The organism is Cognatishimia sp. (genome assembly GCF_964229375.1).
Lineage (GTDB): Bacteria > Pseudomonadota > Alphaproteobacteria > Rhodobacterales > Rhodobacteraceae > Cognatishimia.
Map to the genome: position 1 here is coordinate 1 of NZ_CAXREH010000066.1, position 21,949 is coordinate 21,949.

Sequence of the window (21,949 nt, forward strand, 5' to 3'; positions counted from 1 at the left end):
GGACGCAACAGCGTCGTGTTTCCAAGCGGAAACCACACGCTCGGCGGCCTCCATCAATGTGTTTGCGCGGATGACGGGCAGGCCGGATTGAGCGAGGATTTTCTGACCTTCCTCGACGTTTGTGCCAGCCAGTCGTACGACAACCGGAATTTCCAGGTTGAGCTCGCGCAGGACCTGCACGACGCCCTCGGCAACCCAGTCACAGCGGTTGATCCCGGCAAATATGTTGACCAACACCGCCTGAACATTCTTGTCAGACAGCACCAGACGAAAGGCTTTTGACACCCGCTCAGGAGAGGCACCGCCGCCGATGTCCAGGAAGTTTGCCGGATCGCCTCCAGCGAGCTTGATCGTGTCCATGGTCGCCATGGCCAGACCTGCGCCGTTCACGATACAGCCTATGTTGCCGTCCAAACCCACATAGGCCAGCCCACGGTCCGCGGCGCGGCTTTCGCGTGGATCTTCTTGGCTTTTGTCGCGCAGTTCAGAGATCTCGGGACGACGGAAGAGGGCGTTGTCGTCAAAGCTCATCTTTGCGTCCAGCGCCAGAACGCGGTCGTCGGTGGTGACAACCAGCGGGTTGATTTCAACCATGGTCGCGTCCGAGTCACGGAAGGCCGCGTAGCACCCCTGCAGGGTTCTGACCATCTGCTGAGTCAGTGTAGAGGGAATGCCAAGTGCAAAAGCGATTTCGCGCGCTTGAAAGTCTTGCAGACCAACCGCTGGCTCAATCGTTGAACGCACGATGCTGTCAGGGCGTTTTTCGGCAATCTCTTCGATTTCCATACCGCCCTCAGAAGAGGCCACGATCATGATGCGCTGGGTTGAGCGGTCCATCACGAACCCCAGATAGATCTCGCGGTCAATGGGCACAGCGGCTTCGACATAGACGCGGTAAATGCCTTTGCCTTCGGGTCCGGTCTGATGCGTGACCAGTTTGCGTCCGAACATGCTTTCACAGGCGGAATAGATGTCTTCGTCGGACGTGCACAGCTGAACGCCGCCCGCCTTGCCGCGCCCGCCGGCGTGGACCTGAGCCTTGATGATCCATTTGTCACCGCCCAGTTCGCGCGCGCGGTAGGCGGCCTGTTCGGGGCTATAGGCCAGGGCACCAGCCGGAACTTTGACCCCGAAATTCGAGAGGATTTCCTTGGCTTGGTATTCGTGGATGTCCATGGTGGTCTCCTTGTAGACTGGACAGTCAGGCGGCTTCGAGCGAGAGCGCGGAGTCGATTGCGGATTGATCAAGCGTTGCGCCCATCTTGCGCAGCGCGGCGGCAAACCGGCTGACAATGTCATGCACGGCTGCTTCGGAAAGTTGGTTCAGAATGCCGATGCGCACCTGCACTGGTGCAGACAGGGTGGGCCAGATGCCGAACCCGTCTGCGCGGCAGGCTTGAACCAGATCCATCTCACGCCCCGCAAGCGAAGCAGGCAGGTTCAGCACCACGAGGCTGGTCATGTCCGATGTAACCTCGCACCCCATCGCGGTGACGGCGTCGCGCAACATGGCCTCAAAACGGCGGTACTTGGCGGCACGGACGGCCAAAGTCTCTTGCAGGGTCAGGCGCAGGCTTTCGTGAAAGGCTGCAACGGCATAGCCGGAATGCGTGCGGTGATAGCTGCCTTTTTCAACATCTTGGCCATCGACGATGGCCCAGTGGCGCGCCTCGAAGATCGGGTTGTGCACAAAGGAATAGGCACCCGAGGCCTTGAGGCTTTCGATATAGGCATCGCTGAAGCTGACAGGGGCGTAGGTCAGGGGCAGGCAGCACAGGCCCTTTTGCGGGCACGATGCCCAGCCCGCGATGCCGGGATAGTCGTCGATCGAAAAGTCTTCGACGCCTAGCGAGGACACCGCATCGATTAACCCCATGACGCCGTGTTTCACGCAGGCATCAGAAAAGCCCTTCAGGTCGTTCATCCGGCCTGACCCGGTTTCCCAATGCGCCATGAAAGCCCATTTGGGTTTGTGCGCGGCCAATGCAGCCTCGATTTGATCGCCTTTCACGGATTGGCCGTGTGGGACATTGACGACGGTCACACTTGCGGCGTCGGGATCCATGGGGTTGGCGGCATGTTCCTGCGGGGTCGCCGCTTTGATGCGCAGGGCCAGCGCGTCGATGCCCGAGAATGTGCCGTTGGCAAAGGCAACCACTGTGTCCCCAGGCATGACGGCCGAGAACATCGTGTCCAGCGCGCTCCAACCTGTGCCTGCGACGGCAAAGGTATATGTGTTCGCCGTGCCCCAAATCTGGCGCAGCATATGTTTGCATTCGACCATGCCCCGCAGCACGTCGGCCTGCATGTGGTCTGCAACTCCGGCGCGGGCAAAGGCTGCCAGAACGCGGGCGTCGGTATTGCCTGGCCCCGGACCTGCGGCAAGGGTTTCGGGTATTTCAAGCGGTGGGTACAGGAGCGCGGTCATGTGAGGCCCTTTACGAGAGTGTCGCGCTGTGGTTGCGCATTCGATCTGCAGAAAAAACTTGTATTTCGACAATTGCGCAATATTCATAACTACAGATTTGGGTATCTATTTGGGTTGGTAAATAACTACCCGAAACGGTGGAAATACTATGGTATACCCAAATAAGACCTACCAATATGGGTAGGTTTTTGAATTGGAGATGACAAAATGCAAACGACCGCAAACCACCCTGTGGACATCATGTTGGCTGATGGAAATCCGTTGGTTTTGTCGGCCATGTCAGAAATTTTTGAACGCGATCAACGGTTTTCGCTGGTTGCAACCGCCGCCACGGCCGAGGGGTTTTTGGGCATGGCGATGCGGGTTCCCGTTGCGGTTGCTGTGCTGGATTGGTCGCTGCCAGTGCTGGGCGCGCCGCGCTTGATCGAGGTTCTGCGCCAGCAAGAGCGCGCGCCAAAGATCGTGATTTACGGCGATGTCACCAACGACACCCCCCTGCGCGCGATGGAGGTTGGCGCCGCAGGATTCGTGTCGCGGTCCAGTGCGGTGGAGAATCTGTTGGACACTTGCGCAGAGGTGGCACGGGGCAAGATGGTCTTTCCATTCGTTGACGTACGGAAAATGAATCAGGATCCGATCAGCAGCCTGTCCAAAAAAGAGCGCGCGATACTGGATGCCTTGGCGACGGGGCAAACCAACCGCGAAATTTCGAAAAGCATTGGTGTGTCGCCAAATACTGTGAAATTTCACCTGTCTAACATCTATGAAAAGCTGTCGGTCAAGAACCGGACACAGGCCATCGCCTATTACTTTGCCGCTGCGGCGCAAACGAATTCAGGGATTTGATCGCAAGATCTCTGGTCGGAACCCGCGAGAAGAAATCTCAAAAATCATTAGACTCATCGCGCCAGCTGTGCGACAGGGCAATTGATGGTGTTCATAGTACTTAGTGCTGTGAACTGAAAAAGGAACACGGTGCGGTGCCTTGGTGCCAATTCCGTGACTGCCCCCGCAACTGTAGGCGGCGAGCGATCCCGAAGACATCCACTGGGCCTAGGCCTGGGAAGGATCGGGAGAGCAGCGACCCGCAAGTCAGGAGACCTGCCATCCAGTGTAATTTCTAGCCCAGGCGGGGTGTCCTGGAGGAGGCAACATGTATCAGACGAGCGTCGTCGACACAGATTTTGGGTCCAACTGCCCCCCGTTCTTTCGGAGGTCAGCATGAGCTATTTGTCCAACATGAGCGAGACAGAGACCGAAACCTCTTGGGCTGCACCCATCGGTAAAGGCTCTGCCGGACGCAGCTGGTGCCTGACCGAGTTCAGCACGCTTGGGCTGGTTCTGGGTGCTCTGGTCTTCGCCGCTGTCCTCTGGGTCGCGATTTTTACCGTGCTCTGATGCAGACCGTTTGTGACGTCCGGGAGGTCTCTCTCGGCTATCCCGGCAAAGTGCTTTGCACAAACCTGTCGTTTCAAATCCAACCCGGCATGACTCTGGCGGTTCTGGGCGCAAATGGCGCGGGCAAAAGCACCTTCGTGAAAATGATGCTGAACCTGCTGCCGCCGCTTGCTGGGTCTGTGCAATGGCCGTCAGGTCGACCAAAGGAAATCGGCTATCTGGCGCAGATGTCAGAGTTTGACAGCCTGTTTCCGATCCGCGTGCGCGATCTGGCCGCGATGGGGGCATGGGGCGGCTTTGGGATGCGCCGACGTCTGGACAAGGCTGGCAAGCTGCGCGTCGCTGCTGCGCTGGACGAGGCGGGTGTTTTGAAAATCGCCGATCAGCCAATTCACACGTTGTCCGGCGGTCAGTTGCAGCGCACCCTTTTTGCGCGGGTCATCTTGCAGGATGCGCCATTGATCATTCTGGACGAGCCGTTTGCCGCGGTCGATCAACAGACGGAAGCGCATCTGCTGGGCATCATAGGCCGTTGGCGCAACGAAGGGCGTGCGGTTGTTCTGGTCGTGCATGATCTGTCATCGGTGCTGGATCATTGCACCCATGCGCTGTTGCTGGGCGGAGGCGCGGCCACCCATGGGCCAGTGAACGACGTTCTGACCCCCACAAATCTGGTGCGCCAGAACTATATGTCGGAAAGTCAGGCCGACTGGATGTTCCGCCGTGCCACGATGCAAAGCGCATCGGGGGCAGACCATGTTTGATTTTCTCGCCGAGATGTTCAGCTTTGCTTTCATGCAACGGGCTTTTGTGGCGACGACGGTTCTGTCGGCATCCGTGGCCCCTGTCGGAGCCTTCTTGGTTCTGCGACGCCTGTCTTTGGCGGGCGAAGCCATGGCCCATGCGATTACCCCCGGCGTGGTCATTGGCTTTGTCGTCGGGGGTCTGTCTGTCGTGTCGCTCTTGTTGGGTGGGTTGATTGCCGGCGTTGGGGTGGCGATCCTCACAGCGTTTCTCGCGCGCAAAACCATTTTGCGCAGTGATGCAAGCTTGGCCTCTCTGTACCTTATTGCGCTGGCGGCCGGTATTTTCATTCTGTCCGCCGCTGGCTCGGCTGTGCCACTCAAAAGCTTTTTGTTCGGCTCTATCCTTGGGATCGATGATGCCTCGATGCTGCTGGTTGGGGGCGTAGCCACAGTTACTCTGTTAACCTTCGCGGTTCTGTTGCGCCCGCTGATCGTCAGCACCTGCGACCCGGTCTTTTTTGAAGCCCGCGCGCGCTATCCCTGGATTGTCGAGCAGGGCTTTATGTTGCTTTTGGTGCTGAACCTGCTTGCGGCGTTCAAAACGCTTGGCACCCTGATGGCGGTTGGCTTGATGATCCTGCCAGCCACAGCGGCGCGGTATTGGGCGGCAACCATCACCGGGCAATTGATCCTGGGCTTTGTCTTTTCCCTTTTGAGCTGCTGGATTGGCCTGACCCTGTCTTTCATCTTTGCGGATACACCGTCTGGCCCGGCCATTGTGCTGGTGGCCGGTGTCATCTTTTTGATTTCCGTAGTTTGTGCACCTTTGGGATTTGGCCCAAAGGCGCGAACCCCGTCCGATCTGGACACCCCCCTAGACCCCTAGTGCTGTATTAATGAGGAAAGCATGACCGTTCTTAAATCAATCCGCACAGGCGTTGCCTCTGTGTCTCTTGCGATGATGGCTTTGCCAGCGGCCGCTGACGAGCTGAAGATTGTTGCCAGCTTCTCTATTCTCGGAGACATGGTAGAACAGGTTGCCGGTAGCTATGCCGACGTCACGACCATCGTAGGCCCTGATGCGGACGCGCATGTCTATACACCTTCTGTGGCCGATGCGCGTGCGGTTGCACAGGCCGATGTGATCTTTGTGAATGGGATGGGGTTTGAAACTTGGTCAGACACGCTGATTGCGGAATCTGGAACCGAGGGCTCTGTCAATATTGCGACCGCCGGGATCACGCCGGTCATGGTAGAAGGCGAAGTTGACCCGCACGCTTGGAACTCTTTGCTGAACGGTGTCACCTATGTGCAGAACATTGCGGCCGTTCTGTCCGACGTCGCCCCAGCACATGCGGATGACTTTCAGGCTAACGCCGAAGCCTATGTGGCCGAACTGATGGCGCTGGACACGCAAACGCGCGAGAAACTGAACGCCCTACCAGCGGATCGTCGCACCGTCGTGACTGCGCATGATGCGTTTGGCTATCTGGCGGATGCCTATGGGCTGACCTTCCTGGCCCCTGTTGGGATCGACACCGAGGCAGAGCCTTCGGCGCAAGAGTTGGCCGCGTTGATTGACGCTTTGAAAGAGCAGGGCGCATCGGCGCTGTTCGTGGAAAACATCACCAGCCCCGCCTTGGTGGAGCAGATCTCTGAGGAAACCGGTCTGAAAATCGGCGGGCGTCTGTTCTCGGATGCTTTGTCAGAGCGTGGTGGTCCGGCGACCAGCTATCTGGCGATGTTCCAGCACAATCTGGGTGCATTGGTGAGCGCGCTGGAAAGCGCAGGCCAAAGCTAGACCTAACATCCAAAAGGGCCCTTCGGGGCCCTTTTTTATGGCGCTAGCGATTGCGTGTTCTGAAAAAATGCCAGGCATCCCGCACGATCGTGTCAAGATCGCTGTGCTGTGCGTGCCACCCCAATGCCTGCTGCGCACGCGTGGAATCCGCCACCAGTTTGGCCGGATCGCCTGCCCGCCGGGGGCATTCATCGACGCGGAAATCACGCTCGGACACCCGTTTCACCGTATCGACCACCTCGCGCACGCTGTGGCCCGTGCCGGTGCCCAGGTTCATGCCCTCAAAAGAAGGCTGCGTTCTGCGTAAGACATAGCCCACCGCCGCGACATGCCCCGCAGCAAGGTCGCTGACGTGGATATAGTCGCGGATGCAGCTGCCATCGGGCGTGTCGTAGTCGGTGCCAAAAATTTTGAAATGGTCACGCTGGCCCAAGGCGGCCTGGATCAGCAAGGGGATAAGATGCGTCTCCGGATCGTGACGCTCGCCCGTGCGGCCTTTGGCATCCGCACCCGAGGCGTTGAAATAGCGCAAGGCGACCGAGGTTAATCCATAGGCGTCAACCGCCGTTTGCAGGACCGTCTCGACCATAAGTTTGCTGTGGCCATAAGGGTTTACCGGCTGTTTCGGCAGATCTTCGGACAGCATATCAACGTCCTGATTGCCATAAACAGCAGCCGTTGAGGAAAACACCAGATGGCCGACATCTGCCGCCCGCATCGCCTGCAGCAAAGCCAATGTCGCTGCCACGTTGTTTTCATAAAACGCATATGGATCGATCACAGATTGCCCGGCCTCGATCAGCGCCGCAAAATGCACGACGCAGGCGATATCCTTGTCCTTCAGAACCGCCGTCAGTTTGGGTTGATCGGACAGGTCCCCTTCGACCACATCAAGGTCAAAACAGGCGTCGCGATGGCCGGTTGAGAAATTGTCATAGACGGTGACGTTATATCCGGCCTCAGACAGCGCCAGCGTTGTATGCGATCCGATAAAGCCAGCCCCGCCGACGACCAGAATGTTTTTGCCTGTTGTCATGTCTTTGCGCCTCAAGTCCCTTGTGCCGCCTCATCAAGGCGTGGCTTATGACCGTTCTATTGGCATGAAAGCCGCCAAAATCAAAGCCGTCTTCTGTGTAGGTCTGGATGGTCAGACCGCCTTGTCGCGTTCTGGGGCGACTGCGTCACTGGTGTCGCGTGCTTTTTGCGACGCGGGTTTGCGAAACAGCCAATAGCCGCTGGCGACCAACAGACCCGCCGCTGCAACAAACCCAAGGGCATTGCCCAGTGCCGAGGAAATCTGACTGATGTTGCCCGCAAAGACATACCCCAAATAGCTATAAGCGCTGGACCAGATCGCGGCCCCGATCATCGCCGCGCTGGTGAATTTCAGCCAGCCCAACCCCAAGGCGCCACTGATATAGGTGACATAGGGGCCAAGCGGGCTGAGCACGGTACGCGACAGCAAAACTGCTACGACCCCATTGCGCGTCAAAAAAACCTCGGCGCGGCCGATCAGCTTGGCCCGGCTTTCGCTGGATTTCAGTTTGCGAATGATCCAAGGGCCTTTGGACCGCGCAAGGAAATAGGCGCATTGATCGCCAATGCAAAACCCCAGAAAAGCACCAAGGCCAACCTGCCAAAGTGAGAGATCGCCTGCGGCGGCAAAACCTCCTGCAGTGGCGACCAGAACCGAGGCTGGCAGGGTAATTGCCATGGCACTGAGGCCAACGATCAAGGCAATGATATATGCCCCATAAAGCGGCAGCAGCCCGATCAGCGTATCACTCATCGCCGCGGGCCTTCCGTTCGGCTTTCTCAAGCGCGGCCCGACTACGGAGTTCTTCGGTCAACGCATCATAGGATTGGCCCGACGCGGCCACGATATCCGACATTCTGATCTTGGCCGGGAAGGGGTGGTCAATGCCCAAGACCTCGGCCACAGTTTTCGGTCTGAGCGCATAGGAATGCTGCACATAGCGCGGGGTCATCCATGGCTCGAGCGCCTGATTGCGGTGGCGCGGGTCGTTCCAGTAAATCACCTCGGCCACAAAGTTTCCTGCAAACCAAAGCGCCACGGCCAGCGAGCCGAAAAAGACCACGAAAGGCAGGCGTCGGGTTGCCCAAAGATGTCTAAGCCGCGCGAACATGTGGCCTCCTGAAGTTGGGCGATGCGTCGGGTCGACTATAGGCGGGCTTTCGGCGCAGGCCCAGCCATGGAATGCGCTTAATGCGGGGCCAATGTCATCGCGCCAGTCGCGCCACCAGCCGCCTTTGCTGGTTCGGCCTCAGCATCGGTCGCGCCTCGGGCCACTCAAAGTCGGGGTCTGACACCTCTGGAAAAAGGGACATCAGTTCAATGCGTTGCAGCTCTGAGAACGTCGAGAGCCCAAAGCTGCCCAAGTAAAGGGACTCGGTCGGTGCGCCATTTGCATAGATGATTTCATGGGCGTCCAGCAGAATGTGAAAATAGGTGACAGACTTGATCGCGGGATCGGTGAAAACCCCGGGTAGGGATTGCAGCTTTTTCGCGGGCACCAAAGCATCCGACACACCTGCCACCACGGCGCGTTTTCCTGCGGGGATCAGCACCTTGTGTTGCGGCGACAAAATCAGATCGTTGCGCGGCAACCCCATGCCCAAAGCGCCAGCAACAAGCCTGATCGGGCGCATCGAGGGACAGCGCCGCAAATCACGACGTGACAGGGTGCGGCTGAGTATTTTGCAGATGGCGCTGCTGCCGTTTTCCGTGATTACACGTTGGCCTTCCCGCAGATCTTCTACGGTCGTTTCGCCGTCTTGGGTGCGGATCAAAGTCCCCTGCGCAAAACAGGCAAAATCGGCATAATCCCGATCGCCGCGCCCAATGTTATGCTCGGACGTAAAACTGTAAAGCTGCCCCGGTTCCATCGGTTCTGTGGTGACAAACGCAGTGGTTACGTTCTTGCCGCTATTTTCCGCGCCCAACGTGATTGAGAACCCAGAAAACCCATCATCCGTGGTGATTTCATAATTCACCAGAACTTTTGATCCCGCGGGATAGGTGGTGCCATCAATTGTAATATCGGATTGAAGTGTCTGCCCGCCGCTGTTGATCTCATCAAAGGCATTGTCGTCGGTATCAGATACCTCCAACTGCTGGGGGCCTGCCGTATCCTGAAGCTGAAGATTAAACGGAGGTTTGCCTACCGCTTTCGCACCGCTTTCGTCGGGCGGCGCCTGATTGCTGCCTGACGTATCGAAGTCAGATAGTTGATACACGTATTGAAGCGTAAATGTTGCCAAAACGACGGCCTTAACTTGGTACGCTTACAGGATAATCCAGCGAAATTAATCCTGCGTTTACACTATCGCGTCCTTTGCCACAGGCCACGCGCTGTTTTGGTCAGGCCGCTGGTTTGTAAAGACCCGGCACAAGATCTTCGGCAATTTTCTGAAGCTCGGCCGGTGGGGTGCCCGGCGCGACCGCAGGGCCGTAGTGCAGATCATAGCTGCCGCCAAGCTTATGCAGCAATTCCGAGGAATAGCGCAGTGATGCCACCTCGCGTCCGATATAGGCATTGTTGCCGCTGAGGATGCGGGCGATTTTCCGGGTTCGGTAATAATGTTTGGAATTTCGCATGTCAGGCGAAGCGGGAATGATCGGCACGTCGCATTCTTTCGAAATCCGCGTGATGCCGGGCCGCCAGGGCGGTTCCACCAAAAGGCCGTTCTTTCGATCAGGAACTTTGCCTGATCCAAATATCAGCATTGCGCCGCCATTTTGCAGGTGACGCACCATGCCGTCGCGGGTTTGACGGGCAGTGAGCACCTTGTCGCTGCGATCAAAATCAACGGGAATGAGGCCATCCTTGCCCAAGAATCGCTCCGCTTCGCGGTTTGCGACCACTTTCACGTCGGACCGGTGATGACGCAAAGCGCCTGCGTGCGCCAGAAAATCAAAGGTGCCTATAGGATGGGTAGAGCCGATAATCACAGGCCCTTCTTTGGGAATGTTTTCAAGGCCATGCGCGGTCAAGGTGGTGCCGCCATTTCTGTCCAGCATCGCAGACACAAGGTCCGCGCCGGTTTTGCCTTTGAGGTCGCGCAATACATCCTCGGCCTCACGCAGTGCAAAAAAAGGTTGTCCTGTGGTCGACCGCAAAACCGCATCGACCGAATACATCAGCCCCCGCAATATCGCCAACGGCAGATCAGCGCCTTCGTGAATACGCAGGCGCGCGCGCAGGAGTTCGTCCATTGGGTGATCTGTTTCGCTGGTGCTCAAACAGAGGGCCTTTCAACGTGAGTCATGCAATCTTTAGCATGTAAATCTTACTTTCCTATCACTGGCGAGATTGACGTAAGGGAAGCTTACGTCAACTGGCAGGGGGTTTGACACAGCGCCCGCAACAGGCAAGCCTAGCGAGGCCTGACGTGGCGCAGGCCGGTTCTGGGGAGGAGCGGGGATATGGCGATTTTGGCTGTTGCGGGCATCGATGATGTGGTGCTTAACTTTTCGCCTTTGGGATTGCAGATCCTGAATGGGATTTTGGCGGTGGTGATGTTCTCGATCGCCATCGACCTGACCACCGCAGATTTCCGACGGCTTTTGACGGCCCCCAAGCCTTTGATCACAGGGCTTTTTTCGCAATTCCTACTGCTGCCAGCTCTGACCTTCGGTATGATCCTTCTGGTAGAACCCAGACCCTCGATCGCCTTGGGGCTGATGTTGGTCGCAGCCTGTCCGGGCGGCAACGTCAGCAATTTCATGACCCATCGCGCGAAGGGCAATGTGGCGCTTTCGGTGTCGATGACAGCCTTTGCCACTGTCGGCGCAATTCTGTTAACCCCGTTCAATATCGCGTTCTGGGGCAGTTTGTACGGGCCCACCCGCGATATCCTGCGGGCGACCTCGATTGATCCGGTGTCTGTGGCGATAACGGTGGGCCTGATGCTGGTTCTTCCTCTGTGTCTTGGCGTCGCTCTGAATGCAAAACGGCCAGACATCACCGCACGCATTCGTGTTCCGATGCAGTATCTTTCGATGGGGATTTTTGTGGCATTCATCGTGATCGCTCTGGCCGCAAACTGGGAGCTGTTCCTGCAGTTTGCCGCAGTGGTCGCCGGGCTGGTTTTGCTGCATAACGCGCTGGCCCTTGCGGGCGGGTATGGGCTGGCGACGCTGACTGACCTGTCGGAATTTGACCGCCGTGCCGTGACAATCGAAACCGGTATCCAGAATTCGGGGTTGGGGTTGATCCTGATATTTGGGTTTTTCAGCGGCTTGGGCGGGATGGCGGTCGTCGCGGCCTTTTGGGGGATTTGGCATCTGCTGTCTGGCATTACGATTGCGACGTTCTTTGCGCGGCGGGAGGTCTCGGTCTAAACAAGCCCTGTACTTCGAATCTTTAACGTCTGGATCCACCATTGCCGCCTAACTATTCAATCGACTTATCTTCTTTCTGGCATGACCCCTATCCGGATCTGAAACGCATACAAGACATGGCACCCGCGGTGGATGTGCCCGAGCTGAACGCAGTTCTGATCACACGGCGAGACGACATCTTCGCGCAAGAGAAACGGATCGATGTGTTCTCGTCCAGACAACCTGGCGGGTTGATGACCGAGCTCATGGGCGAAAACATGATGCGCAAAGACGGGGACGAGCATTTTGCCGAGCGCAAGATTGCCTTTCCAACCCTCAGCCCCAGAACCGTGCGGAACCAATGGGCGGCCAAGTTCCAAGAGGCGACAGACCGGATTTTGGATGGGCTTGATACCTCGCGCCCCTGCGATCTTGTGACAGAGTTTGCCATGCCGGTTTGCGGCGAAGCGCTGAAGGTCATCACCGGATTGACCGAAATGCCTGCCCATGAAATGGACCGCGTCAGCCAGCATATGCTGGATGGCTGCGCCAACTATGCAGGCGATCCCGAGATCGAGGCACGGTGTCATGCTGCGACGGCCTATATTGACCAGCATATCGACCAGATGACGCCCAAATTGCTGGCAGAGCCTGACTCCTCACTCCTTTCGGTGCAAATGGCGGCGGGTCTAAACATGGACTCAACGCGAGCCAACGTGAAATTGGCGATCTCCGGTGGGCAGAACGAGCCGCGAGATGTGATTGCCGGGATGGTCTGGGCATTGTTGACGCACCCCGATCAACGCAGCCTCGTTGGCGCAGGACAGGCGAGCTATCTGGACGTCTTTAATGAATACACCCGCTGGATGTCACCGATCGGGATGTCTCCGCGTCAGGTCGCCCGCGCGGACCGGGTGCTGGATTATGATTTCACCGAAGGACAGCGCGTGTTTTTCATGTTTGGCATCGCAAACCGTGACCCGCGTGTGTTCGATGACCCCGAGCGTTTCGATCTCTTGCGCGACAACAGCAAGTCCATCGCATTCGGCGCAGGACCGCATTTTTGCGCCGGGGCAGCCGCGTCAAAATCACTGGTGGCAGATATCGCAGTCCCAAGTCTTTTCGCGCGTTTTCCCAACCTTTCGCTGGCCGGCGACGTTGCCTTTGGGGGTTGGGCCTTTCGGGGCGCTTTGGCGATGCCTGTCTCGCTTCAATAGGCATTACGGCCGCCACAAAGAGTCGGCCGCACAGGCCGCTCTGGCTGGACTCATCTATGTTGGCAAACTGGTGCGATCATTTGGCCGTGTTTCCTGTCTAGGTGCTGCGAACGGTTGGGGTTGCTCAGGTCAGCGGAACTGGGCATGACTTACAACCAAAAACTGAATAAGACCTCCGGAGAAAACGACATGTCTGTTTTGCAATTGAATGACCCGAGCCTGCTGGTGAACGCTGCCTATGTTGCCGGGGAATGGATCGAAGCCTCCGAGGGCGCGTCCATTGACGTGACCAATCCAGCGACAGGTGAGCTGATCGGGCGCATTCCAAATCTGGGGTCTGCTGAAACCGACGCGGCCATTGCTGCCGCGGCTGTGGTGCAGAAAGACTGGGCCGCGCGCACGGCCAAAGAGCGGTCACAGGTGCTGCGCCGTTGGCATGATCTGATGATGGAAAATCAGGATGATCTGGGGAAAGTCCTGACAGCAGAGCAGGGTAAGCCTCTGGCCGAAGCAAAGGGCGAGATCGCCTATTCCGCGTCGTTCCTTGAGTGGTTCTCGGAAGAAGCCCGTCGTGCTTATGGCGATGTGACGCCGGGCCATGCTGCCGACAAACGTCTTTTGACCCTGAAACAACCGATCGGTGTCGTTGCGGCCATCACACCCTGGAACTTTCCAAGCGCGATGATTACCCGCAAGGCAGGCCCCGCCTTTGCGGCTGGCTGCGCGATGGTTCTGAAACCTGCAAGCGAGACCCCGCTGTCTGCAACTGCTTTAGCCCTCTTGGGCGAACGCGCAGGGATTCCAAAGGGTCTTTTCTCTGTTGTCACCGGCGACGCGGTGCCCATCGGCGCATCTTTGACCAGCTCGAAAACCATCCGCAAGTTGACCTTTACAGGATCAACACAAATCGGCGCGCTGCTGTATAAACAATGTGCTCCGACGATCAAAAAACTGGGCCTCGAGCTGGGCGGCAATGCGCCGTTCATCGTGTTTGATGACGCGGATGTTGATGCTGCGGTCGAGGGCGCTGTGATCGCCAAGTTCCGCAACAACGGCCAGACCTGTGTCTGCGCCAACCGCATCTATGTGCAATCCGGCGTCTATGATGAATTTGCCGAAAAACTCGCAGCCAAAGTTGCGACTCTGCGCACAGGCAACGGCTTTGACGAAGGTATCGCCTTTGGTCCGTTGATCGACGACGCCGCTGTGGCGAAAGTTCAGGAACATGTCACGGACGCGACCTCTAAAGGTGCGACTGTTGCGCTGGGCGGCAAGCCGCATGCTTTGGGCGGCTTTTTCTTTGAACCCACAATCCTGACGCATGTGACAAGCGATATGCTGGTCACCAACGAGGAGACCTTTGGTCCGGTCGCGCCTCTGTTCAAGTTCGACAAGGAAAGCGAAGCGGTGACGGCGGCGAATGACACCGACTTTGGTCTGGCGTCTTACTTCTATTCGCGCGACCTTGCGCGGGTCTGGCGCGTGTCAGAGGCTCTGGACTTTGGCATGGTTGGCGTGAACACTGGCTTGATCTCGACGGCCGAAGCGCCATTTGGCGGCGTCAAAATGTCAGGGCTGGGTCGTGAGGGATCTCGATATGGTCTCGATGACTTTATGGAAACCAAATACGTCTGCATGGGCGGAATCGAAGAGGCATAGGCAGCATGGACTGGGATACGTTTTCCGAATGGGGCGAAAAAATCTCGCAATGGGCGGGGGATTATCACAAAACCATTCGGGAGCGTCCCGTTCGGGCGCAGACCGCGCCCGGAGAGATTGCAGCCCAACTGGCGGCGCAGCCACCGGAGCAGGGCGAAGACATGGATACCATCATCGGTGACTTCGAGCGTATCGTGATGCCGGGGATAACCCATTGGCAACACCCGCGTTTCTTCGCCTATTTCTCGTCAAACGCCGCGCCGCCTTCGATGCTGGCAGAGATGCTGGTCACCACAATCGCTGCGCAATGTATGCTGTGGCAAACCTCACCGGCGGCGACCGAAATGGAAGGCGTCATGGTGGACTGGCTGCGTCAGGCGATGGGATTGCCCGAAGGTATGACCGGCGTCATTCAGGACAGCGCTTCATCCGCAACCTTGTCGGCCGTGCTGACCATGCGCGAACGCGCGACCGGCTATACCGGCAACCGCGAAGGCCTTGCGTCCAAGGGAAACCTGCGCATTTATTGTTCCGATCAGGTGCATTCGTCGATTGATCGCGCATGCTGGGTTGCCGGGATCGGGCAGGACAATCTTGTGAAACTGCCGACGCAAGGTGCGCGGTATTCCATCGATGCAGACGCGCTGCGGGCCGCAATCAAGGCTGATCGCGCAGCAGGGCATATCCCAGCAGGCATCATCGGTATCACCGGGGGCACCGGCATCGGGGCCTCGGACGTGCTTGGCCCAATCCTTCAGGTTGCCAAAGACGAAGACCTTTATACCCATCTGGATGCGGCTTGGGCCGGGGCCGCTATGATCTGCCCAGAGTTTCAGGCAGATTTTTGGGCGGATGTCGAAGGGTTCGACAGCATCGTGTTCAACCCGCACAAATGGCTTGGCGCGCAATTCGACTGTTCTATCCAGTTTTTGAAAGAAGCGACACCGCAGCTGAACACACTGAAGATCGAGCCTGAGTATCTTAAAACCACCGGCGCCGAAGTGACAAATTATTCCGAATGGACGATCCCTCTGGGACGGCGGTTCCGGGCGTTGAAGCTGTGGTTCTTGATCCGGTCATATGGCCTTGAGGGGCTGCGGACACGGCTGCGCAATCACGTGGCTTGGGCGCAAGAGATCTGCGAAGAAATCCGTGCCATGGACGGGTTTGAGATCGTGACAGAACCGATCCTCAGCCTGTTTTCTTTCCGCTGTCCGGGCGATGACGCAGCCCAGCAGGCGCTTGTGGATGCGCTGAATGACGATGGCCGGATTTATGTGACGCAAGGCGCGTTTGGCGGCCAAAAGATCATTCGGTTCCAGGTCGGTCAGTTCGACTCTACCCGCGAGGATGTCATGTTTGCCAAGGATGTGATCGCCGACGTGTATCAAAAGATCGCCTAACTCTGGGTGCAGAGTTAGGTAATCACGTCAGGCTTGTCGCGTCCTGTATGGGTTTTGATTTTGGCAATGTCGTTGGCTGCGTCAATGACATGCGCCAGCGCCTTTTGCGGATCTGCTTTAAAGCGGTTCTTGGCGGTTTCCAGATGCTCGAGATAAACGCGCAGCGTTGCGCCTTCGGTGCCGGTTCCTGACAGGCGAAAGACCACGCGCGCGCCGCCCTCAAACATAATGCGGATGCCTTGCCCCTCAGAGCGTGATCCATCCACAGGATCGTCATAGGAAAACTCGTCAGCCGCTTGAACGGTCAGGCCCTGAACCTCGGTGCCTGCCAGATTTGGCAAGGCACTGCGCAGCTCGGACATCAGAGTATTTGCTGCCGCGCTTTCAATCGCCTCATAATCATGCCGCGTGTAATAGGTGCGGCCGTAATCGGCGTAGTGATCGGCAAGGATCTGGTCCATCGACTTGCCCGTGGCGGCAAAAATGTTCAGCCACAACAGAACCGCCCACAAACCGTCTTTCTCGCGTACGTGGTCTGATCCGGTGCCGGCGCTTTCTTCTCCGCATAGGGTGACGCGGCCGGCGTCCAGCAATGTGCCAAAGAACTTCCATCCCGTGGGGGTCTCAAAACACCCAAGCCCCTTGGCCGCCGCAACGCGATCCACCGCGCTAGAGGTTGGCATCGAGCGGGCAACGCCCGCCAGCCCGTCGCTGTAAGCAGGCGCCAAATGCGCCAGATCCGCCAAGATCGCGAGGCTGTCAGAAGGCGAGACATAGCGGTTCGGCCCGGTGATCATATTACGATCCCCGTCCCCGTCAGATGCCGCCCCAAAGTCAGGAGGCGTTTCGGAGTGCATCAGGGCCATCAGTTCGCGCGCCCAAATGGGGTTGGGGTCGGGGTGGCCGCCGCCAAAGTCATGCGAGGGCTCGCCGTTGATGACAGTGCCGTGCTGTGCGCCAAGTCGCGTTTCAAGGATCTCCTTGGCGTAGGGGCCTGTGACGGCCAGCATCGCGTCAAACACCATGCGGAAGCCGCCTGCAAACAAGGCGCGAATGGCCTCAAAATCAAACAGGCTTTCCATAAGCGCTGCATAATCAGCGACAGGATCGATAATTTTCACGGTCATGTCGCCCAGACGGCTGGTGCCCTCGACCGTTAAATCAACAGGATCTGCGGTCAGGATGGCATAGCGTTCGATGCGTTGGGTGCAGGCATAGATGCTTTCTGTCACCGCTTCTGAAGCGGGGCCGCCATTGGCGCCATTAAACTTGAGGCCAAAGTCAGCGTTCGGCCCGCCAGGATTGTGACTGGCCGACAGGATCAGCCCGCCGTCCGTTTTGTTCAGGCGGATCAGATGCGAGGCCGCGGGTGTCGACAACAGGCCATCGCGCCCCACAATACATTCTGCAACGCCATTGGCCGCGGCCATGCGCAGGATCACATCAATCGCCTGTCGGTTAAAAAAGCGCCCGTCGCCGCCAATCACAAAGCGTTTGCCTGTGACGCCGCCGATGCCATCAAAGATGGACTGCACATAATTTTCGAGAAATCGGTCGCTTTGAAATACGGTGGTCTTTTTACGCAACCCGCTGGTGCCGGGTTTCTGTCCGGCGATCGGCGTTGTTGCGTGTGTTGTCGTCGTCATTTGAGAACTTATGGAAATTGAAATGGATGAGCTCAGCATAGTTTAAAAGCATAGGGCACTGGAATAAACAATTTGTATCAACCGGGAAAATTTCGGACGGTGACCTGACCGATCGTGCAGGACGTGTTGGCTTCGGATTTGAGCCAGATTATAAACATCTGACTTTAATCAGACTTCAGGTGCTGTCATGGCCAACCCTCTTTACGACGCTCTTTTTGGCCGCCACGCTCAGAACCCTGACACCTTCCTGATTTTGCCTGACGGTCGCGAGATCAGCTATCAGAGTTTTGTCGCGCAGGCGGCGGGCTATGCACAGGCGATCACCGATCTGGGCCTTAAGCCCGGTGATCGACTGGCCATTCAGGTCGAAAAGTCAGCCCAGGCGCTGGCGTTGATTGCGGGCTGTATTCAGGCGGGAATCGTATTTCTGCCGTTGAATACCGGCTACACAGTGGAAGAGCTGCGGTACTTCGTCGAGAACAGTGGCGCCCGACTGGTGGTGTGTGACGCTGCCAAAGCGCAAGACATCGCTCAGATTGGCGTGCCTGTTGAAACGATAAATGCGGATGGCGACGGCAGCCTTTCCCAAAAAGCCGCTGGGATAACTCAGTTTGCGACTGTCGCGCGTTCTGGTGATGATTTGGCAGCCTTTCTGTACACCTCGGGCACCACAGGGCGCTCTAAAGGCGCGATGCTGTCGCAAGACAACCTCTTGTCCAACGCGCGCACCTTGGTCACGGAATGGCGGTTTACCCGATCTGACGTGCTGCTGCATGCTTTGCCGATTTTTCACACCCATGGGCTGTTTGTGGCGACCAACGTGATGATGCTTGTTGGCGGCAAAATGATCTTTATGCCCAAGTTCGACAAAGACCAGATGCTGGAATGGATGCCCAAAGCGACCAGCCTTATGGGGGTGCCAACATTCTATACGCGCCTGCTGTCAGATCCTTGCTTTACCAAGGATCTGGCCCAGCACATGCGGCTGTTTGTGTCCGGCTCGGCCCCCTTGTTGGCGGAAACCCATGTGCAGTTTGAGCAGCGCACCGGCCACCGTATCCTTGAGCGCTATGGCATGACGGAAACCAATATGAACACGTCAAACCCTTACGATGGTGCGCGACGGGCGGGCACGGTTGGGTTTCCGTTGCCGGATGTTGAGTTGAAAGTCACAGATCCAGAAACAGGCGAGACGCTGCCCGCAGGCGATATCGGCGTCATCGAAGTGCGCGGTCCGAATGTCTTTCAGGGTTACTGGCAGATGCCAGAGAAAACAGCGGCGGAACTGCGCAGCGATGGCTTTTTCATAACTGGCGATTTGGGCAAGGTGGATGAGGATGGATATGTCCATATTCTGGGGCGCAACAAGGATCTGATTATTTCGGGCGGCTTCAATATCTACCCCAAAGAGATCGAACAGATCTTGGACGACCAACCCGGTGTGTTGGAAAGCGCAGTCATCGCAGCGCCGCACCCTGATTTTGGTGAAAGCCCCGTGGGGGTTCTGGTTCCAATGCCTGATCAGACCCTGAGCCTTGATGCGATTTCAGATGCCATTGCTGTGTCCTTGGCGAAGTTCAAGCATCCCAAAAAACTTGTGGTACTTGACGCCTTGCCGCGCAACACAATGGGCAAAGTGCAAAAGAACGTCTTGCGCGAGATGTTCAAAGATCTTTTTGTTTAGCGGCCTTACGTGCAGCACGGCGGAGTTTGCGATCCGTCCACCACGCCGGAAGCGCCGCCAGCAACCAGGTGCGGAGCGAAAATCCTGTGGGAAATGACAGGCGTGCGTGGTTTTTCGCAAGCGCCGTCACGATTTTAGCGGCGGCACGGTCGGCGGGCATAAGCGCGTGCCCAAAATGCGCTCGTGTGCGGTCATCCACCATCGGCGTGTCAACAAAGCCCGGGCAGATCACACTGACCCCGACGCCCTTCTTGGCTAGTCGCCCGCGCAATGCTTCGCCAAACAGACGGACCCAAGCCTTGCTGGCTGCATAGGCTGCAGGGCCGCCCAACGTGCGAAAGGCGGCAAGCGAGCTGATCAACCCGATCTGTCCAGAACCGCGTGCGACCATGCCGGGCTCGACCGCCTGAATGGTGCTGAGAACACCCATAACGTTTGTCGCGGTTGTTGTGCGGGCCAGTTCGGGCGTTTCTTTACCATAGGCCACACCCGCATTGGCGATCGCCAGATCGAATTCATATGTGGCGTCAGCCTCGGTAAGGCGCGCAAGCGATGCGGTTTGATCCGTCAAATCAAGCACCAACGGCACGGCGGTAGCCCCCTTAAGCTGACAGGTCTCGCAGACGGCGGTCAGCCGCTCGGGATTACGTCCCACCAGCACAAGCGTCACATCAGGCGCGGCCAGCGCTTGTGCCAGCGCCGCGCCAAGGCCACTGCTGGCGCCTGTGATAAGGATGGACCGAAAGCTCATGACAGTGCCTTATACCGGAATGCGGCCGTCAGGCCCATGCCCCCGCCAATCCCCATCATCGCAACCCCAAGATCAGAGGTCAGACACTGTGCGGCCTGCGCGCGGAATTGATGAAACAGGCGGGTGACCAGCACAGCGCCCGATGCCCCGAAAGGATGCCCCAACGCCAAAGCGCCTCCGTCCAGATTAAGGCGGCGTTCAGAGATGCCGAGCGCGTCAACCGAGGCCAAGACTTGGGCGGCAAAGGCTTCGTTGAACTCGATGAATTGCGCGTGTTTGGGATGCAGGTCGGGGTGCTTGGCCGTCAGTTTGGAGGTCGAGGCAACCGGGCCAATGCCCAGAACATTGGGATCAACGCCCGCGCTTGCGCCTGCCTCATAAGACAGCACATGGGCTGCCTTCAGGCTGCGTGCTTTGGCAAGGCTTGTGACGACAACAACAGCTGCACCATCATTTAAGGGGCAGGCGTTGCCCGCCGTCACCGTGCCGTCTGTGGCAAACACCGGCAAGAGCCTGGCCAGTTTGTCCATGGACGTATCAGGGCGAGGGCATTCGTCGCGCGTCACAGGCGGCCCATCAGGCGGGGTCATCGCAACCAATTCAGCGTCAAAGCGGCCCTGGGCCTGCGCGCGGCAGGCTCTTTCGTGGCTTTGAAGCGCAAAAGCGTCGGCGCGTTCGCGCGTGATGTTGAACTGTTGCGCGACATTTTCAGCGGCCAGTCCCATCTCTGGATCGCCAATGGTGTCAGGCGAAAATCTGGCCCGTGCATAAGGCTCGGGTGCGTCGTCGTCGCGCAGGGGCCGCCGCATCCGGATTGGCGCGCGGCTGGTGCTTTCAACGCCGCCCGCCACAAAGACCTCGCCTGCGCCCGCTGCGACCAGATTGCAGGCCTGCATGATTGCTTCCAGACCAGACCCGCATTGTCTGTCGACCGTCACGCCGGCGACCTCGACAGGGAACCCAGCCTGAAGCGCCGCCAGACGCGCAATATTGCCGCCGCCGCCAGTGGCATTGCCAAGAATTACGTCATCCACATCGGCAGGCGCAATGCCAGCTTGTTGCGTCACGCTCTGCAAAAGGGGTGCGGCCAGATCCTCAAGCTCTATCATGCGCAAAGCACCGCCCGCTCGGCCGATTGGCGTGCGCAGGGCCGCGATGATCACGGGCTGGTGCGTTTCGGGGCGTTCAAAGCGCTGCAAGCCTGTCGTCCTTTTCTGTCACCCACATCTCAAGCTCTTTGGTCGCGATTTTGCCGCTGCTTGTGACGGGCCAGTCTGATACGCGGAAAAACGCGCGTGGGATTTTGTATTTTTGCAAGGATGCCTGACAATAGTCCACCAGATCCTGCGCGGACAGGGCAGGCGCGCGCGGCTCGATCAGGGCGACCAGCTTTGTGCCAAGATACTGATCCGGAATACCCAGAACGAGGGCGGTCTTGATATCGGGGTGGGTGTCAAGATGACGGGCGACCTGGTCGAGATAGATGTTGTTGCCGCCAGAGGTCACCATGCCACCCGCGCGCCCGACCAAATGCAAGGCCCCGGCTTCAAGGCGCCCGATATCGCCGACGGTGCTCCAGCCATCGACGCAGCGAAACCCGTGGGCATCGTCGCGCCAGAGATAGTCATCAATGATGAGGTCGCTTCTCAACCAGACCTCGCCATTTCCATCTGCATCCGGCGTACGGATCTCGATGTCGATGCCGGGAAAAGGCGTGCCAACGCTCTGGGGGGCGGCGATGCCTGTGCCATGGGTTGCCGTCGTCACAAAGCCCAGCTCTGAGGCCCCGTAGTATTCGGTGAGGGTTGCATTCGCGGCCAGATTTTGCACCTCGGCCAACAGGTTTTGAGACAGCTTTGCGCCCGCGGTGGT

The 21,949-nt window shown here is 57.9% G+C and carries 21 protein-coding genes and 1 riboswitch; of the genes, 10 read left to right on the forward strand and 11 right to left on the reverse strand.

Annotated elements, in window-relative coordinates; all coding sequences use genetic code 11:
* Together ACEQWH_RS05050 and ACEQWH_RS05055 are read right to left on the reverse strand one after the other, a co-directional pair.
* On the reverse strand, positions 1-1,176 hold a 1,176-nt coding region (locus ACEQWH_RS05050; protein ID WP_370228624.1), incomplete at its 3' end, for a malate--CoA ligase subunit beta.
* Between the two features lie 25 nt (positions 1,177-1,201).
* Positions 1,202-2,428 (reverse strand): aminotransferase, encoded by a 1,227-nt coding sequence (locus tag ACEQWH_RS05055; protein ID WP_370228625.1) that lies wholly within the window; start codon positions 2,426-2,428, stop codon positions 1,202-1,204.
* A 207-nt stretch (positions 2,429-2,635) separates the two neighbouring features.
* On the opposite strand from ACEQWH_RS05055, the gene ACEQWH_RS05060 reads away from it, so the two are divergent.
* The 5 genes from ACEQWH_RS05060 to ACEQWH_RS05080 all read left to right on the forward strand — a co-directional run bounded on the left by ACEQWH_RS05060 (position 2,636) and on the right by ACEQWH_RS05080 (position 6,373).
* Positions 2,636-3,274: a LuxR C-terminal-related transcriptional regulator gene (locus ACEQWH_RS05060; protein WP_370228626.1), complete on the forward strand. Its 639-nt coding sequence runs from the start codon at positions 2,636-2,638 to the stop codon at positions 3,272-3,274.
* Positions 3,275-3,342: 68 nt separating this feature from the next.
* Positions 3,343-3,552, forward strand: a riboswitch (cobalamin riboswitch).
* Between the two features lie 97 nt (positions 3,553-3,649).
* Positions 3,650-3,826, forward strand: a complete 177-nt coding sequence (locus ACEQWH_RS05065) for a hypothetical protein (protein ID WP_370228627.1) — start codon at positions 3,650-3,652, stop codon at positions 3,824-3,826.
* Positions 3,826-4,590, forward strand: coding sequence for a metal ABC transporter ATP-binding protein (locus ACEQWH_RS05070; protein WP_370228628.1), 765 nt, complete (start codon positions 3,826-3,828; stop codon positions 4,588-4,590). Before ACEQWH_RS05065 ends, ACEQWH_RS05070 begins: the two co-directional genes overlap by 1 nt.
* Entirely contained in the window at positions 4,583-5,458 is an 876-nt protein-coding gene (locus ACEQWH_RS05075; RefSeq protein WP_370228629.1) for a metal ABC transporter permease, read from the forward strand. Before ACEQWH_RS05070 ends, ACEQWH_RS05075 begins: the two co-directional genes overlap by 8 nt.
* Positions 5,459-5,479: 21 nt before the next feature.
* On the forward strand, positions 5,480-6,373 hold the full coding sequence (locus ACEQWH_RS05080; protein WP_370228630.1) for a metal ABC transporter solute-binding protein, Zn/Mn family: 894 nt from the start codon (positions 5,480-5,482) through the stop codon (positions 6,371-6,373).
* Between the two features lie 43 nt (positions 6,374-6,416).
* Here ACEQWH_RS05080 and galE read toward each other — a convergent pair whose 3' ends face one another.
* The 5 genes from galE to ACEQWH_RS05105 form a co-directional block, all read right to left on the reverse strand.
* The gene (galE, locus tag ACEQWH_RS05085) at positions 6,417-7,409 is read right to left on the reverse strand and encodes a UDP-glucose 4-epimerase GalE (RefSeq protein ID WP_370228631.1); all 993 of its coding nucleotides are present in this window, start codon (positions 7,407-7,409) and stop codon (positions 6,417-6,419) included.
* 111 nt (positions 7,410-7,520) lie between these two features.
* Entirely contained in the window at positions 7,521-8,162 is a 642-nt protein-coding gene (locus ACEQWH_RS05090) for a DedA family protein (RefSeq protein WP_370228632.1), read from the reverse strand.
* Positions 8,155-8,520, reverse strand: coding sequence for a hypothetical protein (locus tag ACEQWH_RS05095; RefSeq protein WP_370228633.1), 366 nt, complete (start codon positions 8,518-8,520; stop codon positions 8,155-8,157). Before ACEQWH_RS05095 ends, ACEQWH_RS05090 begins: the two co-directional genes overlap by 8 nt.
* Positions 8,521-8,614: 94 nt before the next feature.
* Complete coding sequence (locus ACEQWH_RS05100) at positions 8,615-9,655, reverse strand: Hint domain-containing protein (protein ID WP_370228634.1); 1,041 nt, start codon at positions 9,653-9,655, stop codon at positions 8,615-8,617.
* Positions 9,656-9,755: 100 nt separating this feature from the next.
* Positions 9,756-10,610, reverse strand: coding sequence for a 1-acyl-sn-glycerol-3-phosphate acyltransferase (locus tag ACEQWH_RS05105; protein ID WP_370228635.1), 855 nt, complete (start codon positions 10,608-10,610; stop codon positions 9,756-9,758).
* Between the two features lie 210 nt (positions 10,611-10,820).
* Here ACEQWH_RS05105 and ACEQWH_RS05110 point away from each other — a divergent pair, with 210 nt between their 5' ends.
* The 4 genes from ACEQWH_RS05110 (at position 10,821) to ACEQWH_RS05125 (ending at position 15,996) form a co-directional block, all read left to right on the forward strand.
* The gene (locus ACEQWH_RS05110; protein ID WP_370228636.1) at positions 10,821-11,738 is read left to right on the forward strand and encodes a bile acid:sodium symporter family protein; all 918 of its coding nucleotides are present in this window, start codon (positions 10,821-10,823) and stop codon (positions 11,736-11,738) included.
* Positions 11,739-11,854: 116 nt separating this feature from the next.
* Complete coding sequence (locus ACEQWH_RS05115; RefSeq protein ID WP_370228637.1) at positions 11,855-12,934, forward strand: cytochrome P450; 1,080 nt, start codon at positions 11,855-11,857, stop codon at positions 12,932-12,934.
* A 189-nt stretch (positions 12,935-13,123) separates the two neighbouring features.
* A complete protein-coding gene (locus ACEQWH_RS05120; protein WP_370228638.1) occupies positions 13,124-14,593 on the forward strand; it encodes an NAD-dependent succinate-semialdehyde dehydrogenase in 1,470 nt (489 codons plus the stop codon).
* Positions 14,594-14,598: 5 nt separating this feature from the next.
* On the forward strand, positions 14,599-15,996 hold the full coding sequence (locus ACEQWH_RS05125; RefSeq protein ID WP_370228639.1) for an aspartate aminotransferase family protein: 1,398 nt from the start codon (positions 14,599-14,601) through the stop codon (positions 15,994-15,996).
* Positions 15,997-16,010: 14 nt separating this feature from the next.
* Here ACEQWH_RS05125 and ACEQWH_RS05130 read toward each other — a convergent pair whose 3' ends face one another.
* Complete coding sequence (locus ACEQWH_RS05130; protein WP_370228640.1) at positions 16,011-17,642, reverse strand: alpha-D-glucose phosphate-specific phosphoglucomutase; 1,632 nt, start codon at positions 17,640-17,642, stop codon at positions 16,011-16,013.
* A gap of 187 nt (positions 17,643-17,829) precedes the next feature.
* On the opposite strand from ACEQWH_RS05130, the gene ACEQWH_RS05135 reads away from it, so the two are divergent.
* Positions 17,830-19,326, forward strand: a complete 1,497-nt coding sequence (locus ACEQWH_RS05135) for a malonyl-CoA synthase (protein WP_370228641.1) — start codon at positions 17,830-17,832, stop codon at positions 19,324-19,326.
* Here ACEQWH_RS05135 and ACEQWH_RS05140 read toward each other — a convergent pair.
* The 3 genes from ACEQWH_RS05140 to ACEQWH_RS05150 all read right to left on the reverse strand — a co-directional run.
* Entirely contained in the window at positions 19,307-20,077 is a 771-nt protein-coding gene (locus ACEQWH_RS05140; RefSeq protein ID WP_370228642.1) for an SDR family NAD(P)-dependent oxidoreductase, read from the reverse strand. The two genes, ACEQWH_RS05135 and ACEQWH_RS05140, sit on opposite strands and share 20 nt — an antisense overlap.
* Positions 20,074-21,276, reverse strand: a complete 1,203-nt coding sequence (locus ACEQWH_RS05145; RefSeq protein WP_370228643.1) for an acetyl-CoA C-acyltransferase — start codon at positions 21,274-21,276, stop codon at positions 20,074-20,076. Before ACEQWH_RS05145 ends, ACEQWH_RS05140 begins: the two co-directional genes overlap by 4 nt.
* On the reverse strand, positions 21,263-21,949 hold a 687-nt coding region (locus ACEQWH_RS05150), incomplete at its 5' end, for an AMP-binding protein (protein ID WP_370228644.1). The genes ACEQWH_RS05145 and ACEQWH_RS05150, both read right to left, overlap by 14 nt.

Bases quoted from the DNA above. Each gene is read 5' to 3' on its own strand.
- ACEQWH_RS05090 (WP_370228632.1), bottom strand. From the start codon at position 8,162: ATGAGTGATACGCTGATCGGGCTGCTGCCGCTTTATGGGGCATATATC.
- ACEQWH_RS05115 (WP_370228637.1), top strand. From the start codon at position 11,855: ATGGCACCCGCGGTGGATGTGCCCGAGCTGAACGCAGTTCTGATCACA.
- ACEQWH_RS05140 (WP_370228642.1), bottom strand. From the start codon at position 20,077: ATGAGCTTTCGGTCCATCCTTATCACAGGCGCCAGCAGTGGCCTTGGC.
- ACEQWH_RS05075 (WP_370228629.1), top strand. From the start codon at position 4,583: ATGTTTGATTTTCTCGCCGAGATGTTCAGCTTTGCTTTCATGCAACGG.
- ACEQWH_RS05125 (WP_370228639.1), top strand. From the start codon at position 14,599: ATGGACTGGGATACGTTTTCCGAATGGGGCGAAAAAATCTCGCAATGG.
- ACEQWH_RS05120 (WP_370228638.1), top strand. From the start codon at position 13,124: ATGTCTGTTTTGCAATTGAATGACCCGAGCCTGCTGGTGAACGCTGCC.
- ACEQWH_RS05055 (WP_370228625.1), bottom strand. From the start codon at position 2,428: ATGACCGCGCTCCTGTACCCACCGCTTGAAATACCCGAAACCCTTGCC.
- ACEQWH_RS05065 (WP_370228627.1), top strand. From the start codon at position 3,650: ATGAGCTATTTGTCCAACATGAGCGAGACAGAGACCGAAACCTCTTGG.
- ACEQWH_RS05105 (WP_370228635.1), bottom strand. From the start codon at position 10,610: ATGGACGAACTCCTGCGCGCGCGCCTGCGTATTCACGAAGGCGCTGAT.
- ACEQWH_RS05095 (WP_370228633.1), bottom strand. From the start codon at position 8,520: ATGTTCGCGCGGCTTAGACATCTTTGGGCAACCCGACGCCTGCCTTTC.
- ACEQWH_RS05080 (WP_370228630.1), top strand. From the start codon at position 5,480: ATGACCGTTCTTAAATCAATCCGCACAGGCGTTGCCTCTGTGTCTCTT.
- ACEQWH_RS05110 (WP_370228636.1), top strand. From the start codon at position 10,821: ATGGCGATTTTGGCTGTTGCGGGCATCGATGATGTGGTGCTTAACTTT.
- ACEQWH_RS05070 (WP_370228628.1), top strand. From the start codon at position 3,826: ATGCAGACCGTTTGTGACGTCCGGGAGGTCTCTCTCGGCTATCCCGGC.
- galE (WP_370228631.1), bottom strand. From the start codon at position 7,409: ATGACAACAGGCAAAAACATTCTGGTCGTCGGCGGGGCTGGCTTTATC.
- ACEQWH_RS05130 (WP_370228640.1), bottom strand. From the start codon at position 17,642: ATGACGACGACAACACACGCAACAACGCCGATCGCCGGACAGAAACCC.
- ACEQWH_RS05135 (WP_370228641.1), top strand. From the start codon at position 17,830: ATGGCCAACCCTCTTTACGACGCTCTTTTTGGCCGCCACGCTCAGAAC.
- ACEQWH_RS05060 (WP_370228626.1), top strand. From the start codon at position 2,636: ATGCAAACGACCGCAAACCACCCTGTGGACATCATGTTGGCTGATGGA.